12 protein-coding genes are annotated in these 14,012 nt (G+C 63.0%); 10 read left to right on the forward strand and 2 right to left on the reverse strand.

The genetic code is table 11. The annotated features are described in order from the left end of the window. The first annotated feature begins 2 nt into the window (after positions 1–2). The 5 genes from BFP99_RS04885 to BFP99_RS04905 all read left to right on the forward strand — a co-directional run bounded on the left by BFP99_RS04885 (position 3) and on the right by BFP99_RS04905 (position 4,154). Entirely contained in the window at positions 3–764 is a 762-nt protein-coding gene (locus tag BFP99_RS04885) for an ABC transporter permease (RefSeq protein WP_065927649.1), read from the forward strand. A gap of 11 nt (positions 765–775) precedes the next feature. After that, positions 776–1,555 (forward strand): ABC transporter ATP-binding protein, encoded by a 780-nt coding sequence (locus BFP99_RS04890; protein ID WP_065927650.1) that lies wholly within the window; start codon positions 776–778, stop codon positions 1,553–1,555. Between the two features lie 137 nt (positions 1,556–1,692). After that, positions 1,693–2,421: an SDR family NAD(P)-dependent oxidoreductase gene (locus tag BFP99_RS04895; RefSeq protein ID WP_065946752.1), complete on the forward strand. Its 729-nt coding sequence runs from the start codon at positions 1,693–1,695 to the stop codon at positions 2,419–2,421. Between the two features lie 14 nt (positions 2,422–2,435). After that, positions 2,436–3,269, forward strand: a complete 834-nt coding sequence (locus tag BFP99_RS04900) for a CmcJ/NvfI family oxidoreductase (protein ID WP_065927652.1) — start codon at positions 2,436–2,438, stop codon at positions 3,267–3,269. A gap of 102 nt (positions 3,270–3,371) precedes the next feature. Then, positions 3,372–4,154 carry an IclR family transcriptional regulator gene (locus tag BFP99_RS04905; protein ID WP_065927795.1) on the forward strand — a complete coding sequence of 261 codons (783 nt, stop codon included), beginning with the start codon at positions 3,372–3,374 and terminating at the stop codon, positions 4,152–4,154. Here BFP99_RS04905 and BFP99_RS04910 read toward each other — a convergent pair. Beyond that, the gene (locus BFP99_RS04910; protein WP_065927653.1) at positions 4,151–5,629 is read right to left on the reverse strand and encodes a class I adenylate-forming enzyme family protein; all 1,479 of its coding nucleotides are present in this window, start codon (positions 5,627–5,629) and stop codon (positions 4,151–4,153) included. The two genes, BFP99_RS04905 and BFP99_RS04910, sit on opposite strands and share 4 nt — an antisense overlap. Positions 5,630–5,631: 2 nt before the next feature. Further along, the gene (locus tag BFP99_RS04915) at positions 5,632–6,654 is read right to left on the reverse strand and encodes an alcohol dehydrogenase catalytic domain-containing protein (RefSeq protein WP_065946753.1); all 1,023 of its coding nucleotides are present in this window, start codon (positions 6,652–6,654) and stop codon (positions 5,632–5,634) included. 148 nt (positions 6,655–6,802) lie between these two features. On the opposite strand from BFP99_RS04915, the gene BFP99_RS04920 reads away from it, so the two are divergent. The 5 genes from BFP99_RS04920 (at position 6,803) to BFP99_RS04940 (ending at position 13,985) form a co-directional block, all read left to right on the forward strand. Beyond that, positions 6,803–7,504 (forward strand): enoyl-CoA hydratase/isomerase family protein, encoded by a 702-nt coding sequence (locus BFP99_RS04920; protein ID WP_065946754.1) that lies wholly within the window; start codon positions 6,803–6,805, stop codon positions 7,502–7,504. Between the two features lie 105 nt (positions 7,505–7,609). Beyond that, positions 7,610–10,135, forward strand: coding sequence for a TonB-dependent receptor plug domain-containing protein (locus BFP99_RS04925; protein ID WP_065946755.1), 2,526 nt, complete (start codon positions 7,610–7,612; stop codon positions 10,133–10,135). Next, on the forward strand, positions 10,135–11,448 hold the full coding sequence (locus tag BFP99_RS04930; protein ID WP_065946756.1) for an MFS transporter: 1,314 nt from the start codon (positions 10,135–10,137) through the stop codon (positions 11,446–11,448). The genes BFP99_RS04925 and BFP99_RS04930 overlap by 1 nt, the downstream gene beginning before the upstream one ends. Before the next feature lie 20 nt (positions 11,449–11,468). Further along, positions 11,469–12,653, forward strand: coding sequence for an acyl-CoA dehydrogenase family protein (locus BFP99_RS04935; protein ID WP_065946757.1), 1,185 nt, complete (start codon positions 11,469–11,471; stop codon positions 12,651–12,653). Between the two features lie 9 nt (positions 12,654–12,662). Then, positions 12,663–13,985, forward strand: a complete 1,323-nt coding sequence (locus BFP99_RS04940) for an amidohydrolase (protein ID WP_065946758.1) — start codon at positions 12,663–12,665, stop codon at positions 13,983–13,985. Positions 13,986–14,012: the final 27 nt, after the last annotated feature.

The raw sequence follows: 14,012 nt of genomic DNA on the forward strand, positions 1-14,012 counted from the left end.
ACATGCTGCCCTTACTGAAAAAATCCCGAGGACTGCTGCTGCCACTGCTGCTGGTGCTCGCCTGGGAATACGCCTCACGCCAGGACGCTGCCGGGGCCTATGCCTTCGTGCCGTTATCGGCAATCGGCTCGGCGTTGTTGGAAATGCTCGGCAACGGCGAACTACTGGTCAACCTGCTGGCAAGCCTGGCGCGCACCAGCAGTGGCTTGCTACTGGGCATTGTGTTCGGCGTGATGCTGGGGGTGCTGATGGCACTGTCCAGCGTATCCAACCGTTTGATCGGCCCGCTGTTCCACTCGATTCGTCAGGTGCCGATGCTTGGCTGGATCCCGCTGATTGCGATGTGGTTCGGCAACGGCGAGTTCTCCAAAGTGCTGATCGTCACCCTTGCCGCGTTCTACCCGATGGTACTGAACACCTACCAGGGTTTCAGCCACGTGGAGCGCCGTTACCGGGAAGTTGGCCAGGTGCTGGTGCTCACCCCTGTTCAGCAATTCACCCAGGTGCTGCTGCCGGCGACGTTGCCGAGTATCGCCACCGGCGTGCTGCACGCGCTGGCATTCGCCTGGGTCACCGCGATAGGCAGTGAATTGTTCCTGTCCTCCGGAGCGGGCCTGGGCAATCTGATGATGAACGCAGAGGCCGGCTCGCGCATGGAAGTGATCGTGCTCAGCGTGCTGTGCATCGGCTTGCTCGGCTACCTGATGACCCTGTTATTCACCCTGCTGAGCCGCCACCTGTTGCGCTGGCGCAACCTCCGTTGAAAGGCCCTGATATGAACGCAATCGCTTCCCCGCTATACCTGCAAACCGGTGCACTGCAGATTCGCGGCCTGAACAAGACATACCAGATCGAAGGCCGTTCACTGTCGGTGTTGCACGACATCCAGCTCGACGTGCACCCTGGCGAGTTTGTCAGCATTGTCGGCGCCAGCGGCTGCGGAAAATCCACTTTGCTGCGACTCATTGTCGGCCTGGAAGCCGAATACGGAGGCGATATTTTGCTGGACGGCAAGCGTATCGCCGCCACCAGCCTGGAACGCGGCATCGTGTTCCAGGACCATCGCCTGTTCCCCTGGATGACCGTCAGCCAGAACATCGCCCTGGCCCTGAAAAACCACAAGCTGCCCCAGGTGGAGAAAGACCGTCAGGTAGCTGAACACATCACGCTGGTAAACCTTGAAGGATTTGAAAATGCCTACCCCCATCAGCTCTCCGGCGGCATGGCGCAGCGCGCCGCGATCGCCAGGGCGCTGATCAACAAACCCAAGGTGTTGCTACTGGATGAACCGCTGGGCGCCCTCGATGCCTTGACCCGCGTGCACCTGCAGCGCGAGCTGCAACGCATCTGGGTACAGCAGCGTTGCACGGTGATTATGGTCACCCATGACATTGAAGAGGCGTTATACCTGGGGGATCGAGTGATCGTGATGGACGCGCATCCGGGCCGGATCAAACATGAAATCCGGGTAGACCTGCCCCATCCGAGGGACCGGACATCATCAGTGCTACAGGGGTACAAGGAGCAGTTGCTGGAAGAATTGGTAGGGCATTGAACCTATCGCTCACAGGCCGCACCTTCCGATCCCGTACGTCTGAGAATGCGAGCATAACCTTAGCTGTCGATGTTCTTATTCCTAGCGCCCGGCGATGGGTAGATTGTTACCCACGTATCTCCTGGAGGATGTGGCGAATGGCTGAGTCAGTGGTGTGGATTGCCGGAGTGGGCGCGGTCGCGGGGCTTGGCGCTGCATTGGCGCGACGCTTTGCCCGTGAGGGTTACCGCGTGGCGGTCAGCGGCCGGAGCCTGGACAAGTTGCAGGCCGTGGTCGCTGATATAGAAGCCACTGGGGGCAAGGCGAATGCGCTTGTCGCCGACTCAGGCATCGAGGCCGAAGTGCTTGCGGCCATCGCCCAGGTGAATCAGCTCGGCACGCTCAAGGCGGCGATTTTCAATGTGGGCAACTCGGTGTCCGCACCGGCCCTGGAACTGAGTGCGCAACTGTTCGAGCAAACCTGGCGCGCTTCCACACTGGGCGGCTTTCTGTTCGCCCGCGAGGCCACCCGCGCGCTGCTTGCCAATGGCGGCGGCAGCCTGTTGTTTACCGGCGCCACCGCGTCATTGCGTGGCAAGCCGCCGTACACCGCGTTTGCGGCAGGCAAGGCCGGGCTGCGCTCGGTGGCGCAGTCGTTTGCCCGGGAATTCGGGCCGAAAAATGTGCATGTCGCCCATGTGGTCATCGACGGTTCCATCGATGGCGAACGCGTGCAAAGCCGCACACCGGATTACATGGCCAAGCTGGGTGAAGACGGCGCGTTGAAGCTCGACGATATCGCCGACGCGTATTGGTACCTGCACACCCAACCGCGCAGCGCCTGGACCCAGGAGCTGGACCTGCGGCCGTTCAAGGAACCGTTCTGACCTGGAGGTTTTTTATGGGAACCCATCAGACTCAACTCGCCCCCACATCCGTGCTCGGCGTGCTCAATTATCTGCAGGACACCGGCCAGCGCCCGGTGAATTACACCTACCCGCCACCAGACGGCGAGGCCCTGCGCAGCGGCGTGCTGGACCCGACCCAGGTGACCATTCATAACGCCCGGTTGCTCGACGAACCGGCGAATATCAACCGCCAAGGCTTCGAAAAGGTCGATCACACCAGTGCCGTTGCGAACCTGGAGGATGACGAACAAGTGCGCCTGCACTACTACCCGGAAACCGAAGCCTTGCTCAAACAGCAGACCGGCGCGGTGAAGGTGGTGATTTTCGACCATACCATTCGCGTCGATGACCCTGGCCGTGAGGCGCGTGGCCTGCGCGAGCCGGTACGCTACGTGCACAACGACCAGACCGAACGCTCGGCGATTCGCCGTGTGAGCGACCACCTCGGCCCGGACGAAGCCGAACAGCGCCTGCTCAAGCGCTTTGCGATCATCAATGTGTGGCGCCCTATCGGCGCGACAGTCCTGAGCACGCCCCTTGCCTTGTGCGATGCGCGCAGCATGGTCGATAGCGATTTATTGCCCAGCGACCTGGTGTATCGCGACAAGGTTGGCGAAACGTTTTCGGTCAAGGCCAACCCGGCGCACCGCTGGTATTACTACCCGCAGTTGCGACCAGACGAGGCCTTGCTGTTGAAGATCCACGATTCGCGGCGGGATGTAGCCAGGCTGAGTGCACACACCGCGTTTGATGACCCCACCACGCCAAAGGACGCGCCGCCACGGCGCAGTATCGAATTGCGCGCACTGGTGTTCTTCGACGCGTAAATCAAGGCTTCACCCAGCAACGGATCGCGGCTAACCTTGGTCACCGGCCAAGCCTGCGATCCGCGCTTGCCGAACAAAATGATTTCGGAAGCCGCTGCCACCATGGATATTTCTTCAACTCCTCCCCCGCCCACCAGCAGTAAGGAAAACGCCGGTGGGCGCGTTCAGGTTATCGACCGTTCGATCGTACTGTTGCGCACCTTGTCGGGCCTCAAGCATGGCGCCAGCGCGCTGGACCTGGCGCGACTGACCGGTATCGACCGCACCACCATTCACCGCTTGCTCAAGACCCTCACCCACTGGAGCCTGATCGAGTCCCAGGCCGGCACCTACCGCATCGGCCCGGAGTGCCTGATCTATTCGGCGGCGTACCTGAACCGGCTGAACCTGCGCAAGATCGCCCTGCCCTACGCGATTGAACTGCAACGGGTGATCGGCGAACGCCAGGCGATTGTGTCGCTGTCGGTGCCGGTGGGTGACCAGGTAGTGTTGATCGAGCGCATGTGGACGCCGACCACGCCGCTCAACGTGATTGTCGACCTCGCCGACCAATTCCCCATCGACGGCAGCCCCAGCGGACGCGCGGTGCTCGCCACTTACACCGAAGCGGCAGCACAGGCGATCCTCGGCGAAGCGCGGCATGCCAAGGTACGGCCGGCGTTGGAGTTGATCCGCAGCCAGCAGGACTTTGCGTTTGGCCATGGCGAGTTCAAGCCAGGGTTGTCGTCGGTGGCGTTTCCGATTCGCGTGGAAGCCGGCCAAGCCATCGGCGCGGTCGTGGTTGCCGGGCTGGAGATGGAAGACGAAACCCACCCTGCCTCGTCCCTGGCCAGCCATGTGCGCCGCGCCTGTGAAGGTATCGCGGCGCAGTTGGGCAACCTTTAGGGCTTGAGGCCCAGTGCGGCGAGCAGGCGATTTTTCTGCACCTTGCCGTAGTGCGAGCGCGGCAGTTCGTTAATGAAGTAGACATGGCGCGGCACCTTGTAGCGCGACAAGCCGGCGCGGCAGTGGTCCATCAATTGCTGCGCCGACAGGTCTTGCGAGCCGTCCACTACCACGGCTGCGCAGACTTGCTCACCCCATTCCAGATCCGCCAAGCCAAACACGTGGGCGTCCTGCACACCGGGGTGGCTCAGCAGGTTCTGTTCGACTTCACCGGGCTGCACGGACTTGCCGCCGCTGCGGATGATGTCCTTGCAACGCCCCAGCACACGCAGCAGCCCATCGGCGCCAACGCGTCCGAGGTCACCGCTGCGCAGCCAGCCGTTGTCCAGAGTCGTACTGCTGAGTGCTTCCAGCTGCCAGTAGCCGCTCATCAATTGCGGGCCGCCGAGCAGGATTTCGCCGACGCCATTTGCGTCCGGTTGATCGATGCGGATCGCGGCGCTGAACAACGGTCGGCCGACCACGCCTTCGCCGCTGTCGCCGGCCGCCCGCACCGCCGCCATTTGCGCGGGCGAGAGGTAGCAACTCCAGGGCGCCTCGGTCATGCCATAGAGCACGCCGATGCGTTCACTGAACAGGCTGCACGAGCCTTCCAGCACTTCGCCGGTCAACGCGGCAGCGCCGACATCGAGGCTCTTGAATGCCGGCAGATCGGCCGCTGCAGTGCCGGTTTCGCGCAACAGGCGCAGTAATTGCGTCGGCACCAGGGAGCTGAACGCCACCCGGTACTCCGTGAGCTGAGCGATGAAGGCCTTGCCGTCGAGGCGCCCGCCCAACACCACTTGGCCGCCGCTGAGCAAATGGGCAAACACCGCCACCGCTGCAATCGGCCATAACGGGCGGACGTTGAGCAGTACATCTCCAACCACGGCGCCCCGCCCCATGACGATGTTCTGCAACACCGCACACAGGCTGGCATGCTGGTGCATCACGGCCTTGGGCGTGCCGGTGGTGCCGCCGGTGTAGTTGAGCGAGGCCAGCGCCTGGGGTGATTGCGCCGGGCGTGGAAGGATGTCGACGGGCTTGGAGTCGGTCACGGCTTGCAGCGGCAGGCAACGGATGCCCAAACCTTGCGCCACACCGGCGTATTGCTCGGAAAACAGCAGCAAGACAGCGCCCGCGTCCTGTAGCTGAGCAAGCAATTCTTCAAGCGCCAGGGCCGGGTCCAACGGCACGCGCACTCGCCCGGTGGCCATGCAGCCGTAGTCGGCCAGCAGGTAGTCGATACTGGCGTCGGCCAGTAACGCCACCCGCGCACCGAGCGGGATTTGCAATTGATCCAAGGCTTGGCCGACGCCGCTGAGGGCGCGGTCCAATTCGGCAAACGTCAGGGTGCGTGCACTCGCCGGTTCGTGCAGTGCGATGTGGTCCGGCCATTTAAAGGCCGCCTGGCTGAGCAGCGTGCTGATGTCCATGCTTACCACCCGCTCAACACAATGCGCCCGCTGACCTGGCGCGATTCCAGCAGTGCGTGGGCCTCGGCCACCTGGTGAAACGGCAGCACACGGTCAATCAACGGCTTGACCTGCCCGCCCTTGATCAGTGCCAGCGCCAGGCGCACCTCTTCCAATGTGGCACTGCCCGAGCCCTGCACCCGTAGGCGACGGCCAATCAACAGGCCGGGGTTGACCGGCACGCTGGCAGGCGCGACGTTACCCAATACCACCACGCGACCACCGAGGGCCATGCTACGCAGGGTGTCTTCGAGGATGCTGCCAAGGTTTTCCATGGCCACGTCCACACCGCGTTTGCCCGTGAGTTTCCACACCTCGGCGCTGTAGCTGCCGCTGCTGACGATGACGTCGTCGGCACCCAGGCGATGGAGAAAATCACGCTTATCTGCACTGCCGGTCACGGCGATGACCCGTGCGCCGAAGGCTTTGGCCAATTGAATCTGGTGCGCGCCCAGGCCGCCGCTGGCGCCGTTGATCAACACACTTTCGCCGGGCCTCAGCGCCGCCTCGCCGTGCAGGGCGCGAACGCTGGTGCCGATGGGGCATGAGGCCAAGGCGGCCTGGATGTAATCGAGCCCGTCGGGCAGTTCGATGGCGGAAATTGCCGGCACTCGCAGGTATTCGGCGTAGGCGCCTTCGGTATCCACTGATGGCAAGCCGAGGGCGCGGCACAAATCCTGGCGGCCGCGCAGGCAGTCACGGCACTGGCCACAAAAACGACGTTGATAAACCACAACCCTGGCACCGACCGCCAGGTGATGCACGCCGGCGCCGACCTCAACCACTTCCCCCGCCACTTCATGGCCCAGCACCACGCCCGTATGAACCCCCGGCAAGTGCCCGGCACGATGCAGCAGATCGTGATGGCAAACCCCGGCAGCGGCGACTTTAACCAACACTTCACCCGCGCCTGCCTGTGGGGTCGGCACTTCCTCGACCTGCAATTGCTCCGGCCCGCCGAAGGCTTTTAGAACTATGGCTTTCATTTTATATAACCGTTTTTGACCCGATAAGATTATGTTCATATAACAAACATCTTGTTTGCATTGTGCACATCCTTTAAGTTTTCCTCACTTTGGCGCTGACCTCAAGAGGCAATCGCGTCTTTCTTTCACACCGGATAAAAAGCACCCTATGACAGTCGAGTATCAAAACATTGGCGAAGGAATCCTGGTGGTCACCCTCAACCGCCAGGAGCGCCTCAACGCGCTGGACAGCCAGGCCAAGCACGAGTTGGCCGAGGTCTGGCAACGCGCCGAAGCCGACACCGCCGTGCGCGCCATCGTGCTGCGCGGCGCCGGTGAGCGGGCGTTTTGCGCCGGTTCCGACCTCAAGGAGATCGAGGCCACCGGCGAGACCGTCAGCAGCGAAGTCCTGGCCCGTGCCCTGCCCGGCGTCGGCAACGATTTGATCAAGCCGGTGATTGCCGCGTTGCACGGCCACACGCTGGGCCTGGGCATCAGCCTGGCGATTCATTGCGATTTCCGTATTGCGCGGCACGACACGCGCTTTCACTTCCCCGAAGTGCAGCACGGCATGTTGTCCGGCTTCAGTGCGATCACCCTGCCCAGCCTGATAGGCGAAGCAACGGCCCTGGACATCATGCTCAGCGCGCGCAAATTCGACGCCCAAGAGGCTCTGGCTATCGGCCTGGTCAACCAGGTGGTGGACGACGCCTACGCCAGCGCGCTGGAACTGGCCGCACGCCTGGCCAGCCATGCCGGCAAGGCGGTGGCGTGGACCAAGACGTTGCTGCTGGCCGAACGCAAGGCCCGTCTCCTACGACAGATGGCACTGGTCGACCAGGCCCGCCACGACGTGATGCTGGGGCGTTGACCTCAACCCATAACTAGAAACAGCCAACACATAAGCCTCCCCAGTACTGTCAGGAACTCCCACCACCAGGAATGGAAAGCGGCACCTAAACATTGGAGCCTCACCATGTCTCGCCCTTACACTCGCTTTCGTCCCAGGCTCAGCCTGCTGACCGCCGGCATCCTCGGGCTGTGCGCCCAACCGACAGCCCACGCTGAAGAGAACCCGTCACGACCGTCGGCGGCCAGTGACACCGCCCTGCAAACCGTGGTGGTCACCGGTGCCCGGGACAGCGGTCGCACCGTGGCCAAGAGCCTGGCGCCGATCGATGTGATCAGCGCCGACGACCTCGCCCGCTCCGGTAAACAGAACCTGCGCGACGCCCTGGCCGCCAGTGTGCCGTCCTATACCAATGCTGCAGGGTTTACCGGCGGCACCGGGTTGTCGGTCAAGTCCGCGACTTTGCGCGGCCTGGGCGGTAACCATGTGCTGGTGCTGGTCAACGGCAAGCGCCGCCACAATACGTCGCTGATCTTTGTGCAGACCGCCGCCACCTCAAGCGGCCAGTCGCCCGCCGACCTCGACCTGATCCCCATCGCCGCGGTGGACCACGTGGAAGTGCTGCGCGACGGCGCGGCGGCGCAATACGGTTCGGACGCGATTGCCGGGGTGATCAACATCATCCTCAAGACCAACAGCTCCGGCGGCAGCGGCAGCGCCCTCTATGGGCAGTACGCCAACCGTGTGGGCGGCAAGGGTAATTTCGGTGCGAGGGGCCAGGGTCAGATCAACCAGGGCTTCGAGCTGCCCAATGACGGCTTTTTCAGCCTCAGCGCCGATATCGGCCTCCAGGAAAGCTCCAACGTGGCCGGCGCCGTGCCGGACCGCACCAGCATCTATTTCCGCCAGAACGGCCAGCCCGACCCGCGCGAAACCAGCGAAAGCCGCTACCGCCAGCAACTGGGACAGCCCCGTTCGCAAACCTATAACTTCGGTTACAACGCCGAACTGCCGCTGAACGAGGACTACACGCTGTACTCGTTCTCCACCCTCAGCCACCGCAACTCCACCAGTTGGGGCACCTACCGCACCGCCAACTCCCCGCAGAACATTGTCTCGGTGTACCCGGACGGTTTCTCGCCGCGTTTCGTGGTCGAAGAAGACGACTTCCAAAGCGTGTTCGGCGTGCGCAACGACGACCTGCTGGGCTGGGCTTGGGACCTGAGCAGCAGCTACGGCTACAACAACGCCAACACCCGCAACGAACGTTCGCTGAACCCGTCCCTGGGACCAAACAGCCCTCAGGATATGGACGGCGGCAACCTGATCGCCAGCCAATGGACCAATAACCTCGACCTGACCCGTGCGTTCGATACCGGGCTGTTTGCCAAGCCGCTGAACGTGTCGACCGGCCTTGAGTTCCGCCGTGACGGTTTCGAAATCCAGGCCGGCGAATACGCCTCCTACGCCGATGGCGGCTACGTCTTCCCCGCTGGCAGCCCGCTCGCCGGCCAACGCCCCAACCCCGGCGCGCCTGGGCTGGTGGGCTTCACCCCCGCCGACGCGCACAACTACTCACGCACCAACACCGCAGGCTACGTCGACTTCAGCCAAAGCCTCACTGATAAGTGGGACGTGAGCCTGGCCGGGCGTTTCGAGCACTACAGTGATTTCGGCGACACCGGCAGTGGCAAGTTCTCCACGCGTTACGCGTTCACCCCGCAATTCGCCGTGCGCGGCACCGTGAGCAACGGCTTCCGCGCGCCGTCCCTGCAACAGCAGTTCTATTCGTCGTCGCTGACCGCCTGGCGCACCAGCCCGCTCACCGGGCAACTGGAGCAGGCCACCACGCGCTACGTCACCGTCAACGACGCCGCCGGCCAGGCCCTGGGCGCCAAGGAGCTCAAGCCTGAACGCTCGATGAACTACAGCCTCGGCTTTGTCGCCACACCGACCGAGAACCTGGACATTACGGTCGACCTGTACCAGATCGACATCAAGGATCGCATCCTGCAGACCAGTAACCTGCAAGGCACGGCGGTCTCCAACGTGCTGGCCGCCCAGGGCCTGAACCCGAACCAGATCGTCTCGTACTTCGGCAACCTGGCCGATACCCGCACCCGTGGCATCGACCTGGTGGCCGACTACCGCTATGACCTGGGCCGCTACGGCAAGACCAAATGGACCTTGCTCAGCAATCAGAGCCTGCAAACCATCGAGAAGATCAAGGAGCCCGCAGCACTGGCCGGCACCGGCGTCAGCGTGATGGGCCGTGACCGCCAGGGCAACCTGACCTCGGCCTACCCAAAAAACACCACGTCGCTGAATGCCGCCTGGCAACTGGGGGATTTTGAGGTAAATCTCAAGGAAACCCGCTATTCCAAGGTCACCGGGCGTAACCAGATTTCCGCCAGTCGCGATGAAAAAATTCGCCCGGCATTCATCACCGACCTGAGCGTGGGTTACTGGTTGAGCGACGCGGTGAAAGTCACCGTGGGCGGCGAAAACATTTTCGACCGGCGCCCGCAGCAACTGAATGATGAGGCCAAGCGCTTCTACTTCTTCCCCACCGACAACCCCACCTACAGTTGGTACTCGCCCTACGGCCTGGAAGGCGCCTACTACTTCGCCAAAGTCGATGTGAGCTGGTGATGACTCAGTTCGAACGCCCGCAGGCGACCTTCGACCAGCGTCTGTACCGCAAACTGGCGTGGCGGATCATGCCGTTCCTGTTTCTGTGCTTCGTGCTCAACTGGCTGGACCGCGTCAACATCAGCTTCGCGCATTTGCAGTTCAAGACTGACCTGAACATCAGCGACGCCACGTTCGGCATCATCGTCGGGGTGTTTTCCATCGGCTACTTGCTGTTCGAGATCCCCAGCAACCTGCTGCTGGAAAAGATCGGCGCGAAGAAAACCATGATGCGCATCATGGTGCTGTGGGGGCTGGTGACCATCGCCACGGCGTTTGCCCAGACCCCGGCGCAGTTTTATGTGCTGCGGGTATTGCTGGGCGCCGCCGAGGCCGGGTTCTTTCCGGGGGTGATCCTGTACCTCACCTACTGGTTTCCGGCCAGCCATCGGGCGCGCATCACCTCGCGCTTCATCATGGCGATTGCGGTGTGCGGGATTATCGGCGGGCCGCTGTCGACCAGCATCATGGGGCACTTCGCCGGTGTCGGCGGCTTTACCGGCTGGCAATGGCTGTTTGTGATTACCGGCATTCCGCCGGTGCTCGCCGGGTTGTTCGCCTGGTATTGGCTGGACGACAAACCGGCATCAGCCAAGTGGCTGAGCGCGGATGAAAAACGCGCCATCGAACAGGCCCTGGCCCACGAACGCCAGCAGCGCAAGCCTGGTGGGCATACGCGTTTTATTGAAGCGCTGAAAGATCGCAAGGTGTGGTTTATCACCCTGGCGTACTGCCTGACCATCATGTGCACCGGCAACGTCACCAATATCTGGGCGCCGTCGATCATTCGCGATTCGGGTATCAGCAACCTGGGGCAACTGGGGTTGTTGTCGGCCCTGCCCTATGTCGTCGGTGTGTGCCTGATGTTGTGGGCTTGCCGCCACTCGGATGTACGACAGGAGCGCCGTTGGCACTTCGCCCTGGGTGGCCTGACAGCCGCGCTGGCCATGCTGATCCTGCCCAATTTCCTCTTCAGCCCCTACTCGGCGATTGCCGTGCTGACCCTGATGACCAGCGGTTACCTGGTGGCCACCGCGATTTTCTGGACCATCCCGACTTACTACCTGTCTGACCACGCCAAGGCCGCGGGCCTGGCGCTGGTCAATTGCTGCGGGCAGATCAGCAGCCTGCTGACGCCGATCATGATCGGCGCGATCAAGACCTCCACCGGCAGCATCAGCCTGGCGCTTTATATCGTGGCGGCGCTGGTGGCCTGCGGCACTTTGATCCTGTTGCTCGGCGTCCCGCGCAGTGCTCTGCGCGACGCTTCCTGACCTCTTTGATGGACCTTTCCATGACCGATTACCTTGCCCTCGCCCACCAACTCGCCGCGCAGATCCAACCCGGTGCCGCCGACCGCGACGCCGGCAGAATCCTGCCTTATGCGCAGCTCGACCTGATCCGCGAATCTGGCCTGGGCGCCGCCCGGGTCCCCACTGAGCTGGGCGGCGGCGACGTCAGCCAACTGCAGGTGGCACAGATTTTCATCACCCTGGCCAAGGCCGATCCGAGCGTGGCCCAGGCGCTGTTTCCGCATTTCGCCACGGTCGAGCACCTGCGCCTGATCGCCAACCCCGAACAGCAGCGTGAGTACCTCGGTGCCTTTGCCGAGCACCAGTTGTCATCTGGCGCGATTGCCGAACGCAGCGGCACCTTTCGCGGTGAAATCCACACGCGCCTGGAACGTCGCGGCGATCAACTGGTGCTCAATGGCAGCAAGTTCTACAGCACCGGTTGCCTGTTTGCCGACCTGCTGAAGATCCAGGCCGTGGACGAGGCCGGCAATGCGGTCTACGTGATGCTGCCCGCCGATACTGCGGGCATTACGCTGCTGGATGACTGGGACGGCATGGGCCAGCGCGTCACCGCCAGCGGCAGTACCCTGCTGGAAAATGTGCCGGTACGCCCCGAGCAAGTGATCCCGCTGGCGCAGTGGTACCAGCGCCGTAACTATGTGGGCGCCAGTGCCCAGTTGATCCACTGTGCCCTGGATGTCGGCATCGGCCTGGCGGCCTTGGATGACGCGGTAGCGTGGGCACGCACTGGATCGCGACCGGTGCGCGAAAGTGGCGTGGACCAGGCGCGCCACGACCCGTACATCCTGCACACCCTCGGCGATCTGGCCGCACGCATCCATGGCGCCGAAGCGCTGGTGGAGAAAGCCGCCGGGGCGGTCGACCTGGCCGCACGCACGCAGTTGCAGGGGCTGGCGCAGGGTGAGGAACTGGAAGCCATTTTGGTGAAGTCCTCGATTGCCGTGGCCGAAGCCAAGATCGCCTCAACCCGCGCCGCCCTCTTCGTGTGCGAGCGCCTGTATGAAGTCGGCGGCGCAGCCACCACCCAGTCGCGCTACAACTTCGACCGCCACTGGCGTAACGCACGCACCCACACCACCCATGACGCCCTGGCGTACAAGTACAAGGCAATTGGCGATTATTTGCTGAACGCGAAAGCACCGCCGATTGCGTTTACTTATTGAGCCCTGGATATGTTGAAGCTACCGATTTCCCTGCTGCTGCTGTCCGGCTCCGTGTCGGCCGCCGAGCCTTGGGACGACCTGGACGCGCAGATCAGCCAGGCATTGCCCGGCGTGATAGAGCTGCGCCACGCGATTCACCAACAACCCGAGCTGGGCAATCGCGAGTTCCACACCGCCGAGCGCATCGCCCAACGCCTACGGGAACTGGGGCTGGAGGTGCAGACCGGCATCGCGCATACCGGTGTCATTGGCATTTTGCGTGGTGGCAAACCTGGCCCGGTGGTCGCGATTCGCGCCGAACTGGATGCGCTGCCGCTTACCGAGGAAACCGGCCTGCCGTTCGCGTCGACAGTGCGCAGCAAAGATGAAGGCGCTGACTTTCGCAGCCGTGGCAAGGACGTCGGGGTGATGCACGCTTGCGGTCACGATGCGCATATGGCGATGGCGCTAGGGGTTGCCGAGGTGTTGGCGGCCCATCGCGAGCAGTTGCCGGGCACCCTCAAGCTGATCTTCCAACCGGCCGAAGAAGGGCCGCCGCTCGGTGAACAAGGCGGCGCGCAATTGATGATCAAGGACGGCGCGCTGCAAAATCCCGCGCCGGCGGTGATCTTCGGCATCCACGTAACTGCGGGTACGGCGGGGACTTTCACGCTCAGCCGGCAACGCACCACGGCGGCAGCCGACACCTTTGTCGCGCGCATCATCGGCCGCCAGACCCATGCGGCCTTCCCGTGGACCGGCATCGACCCTGTGCCCGTCGCCGCCCAGGTGATCCTGGCCTGGCAGACCATCCCCAGTCGCCAATCCAACCTCAGCCTGTTGCCGGCACCGGTGATTTCCGTGGGCCGTATCGAAGCCGGGGACCGCCACAACATCATCCCCGCAGAAGTGCGCCTGGAAGGTTCGATTCGCACCGTCAGCGATGAACAGCGCGAGGACGTGTTGCAGCGCATGACCCGCACCGCCGAGCACATCGCCGAAGCCTCGGGGGCCACCGCCAAGGTGGACTACCTGCCGGGGAATTACCGCGCCGGCTACAACAACACTGCATTGGTCGACCAGTTGATGCCGGTGCTGCAACAGGTGTCGACCACGCCAGTACGGATCGACAACGGCACTTACGGTGCCGATGACTTCGCTGAATACGCCCGCCAGGTTCCAGGGATTTTCATGCGTATGGGCGTGACACCGCCTGCGCTGGAGGGCAAAAACGTATGGCCTACCCATTCGCCGGGCTTCCAGGTGGATGATCCGAGCCTGGCGGTGGGGATCCGGGCACTGAGTCGGATGACGTTGAGCTACATGATTGACGCTCCTCGGTTGTCGCCCTAGGGTCCAGAACGTCGTATTCAGACCGCG

The sequence above is a fragment of the Pseudomonas sp. 1 R 17 genome, from assembly GCF_900067035.1.
In the GTDB taxonomy this organism is placed as follows: domain Bacteria; phylum Pseudomonadota; class Gammaproteobacteria; order Pseudomonadales; family Pseudomonadaceae; genus Aquipseudomonas; species Aquipseudomonas marginalis.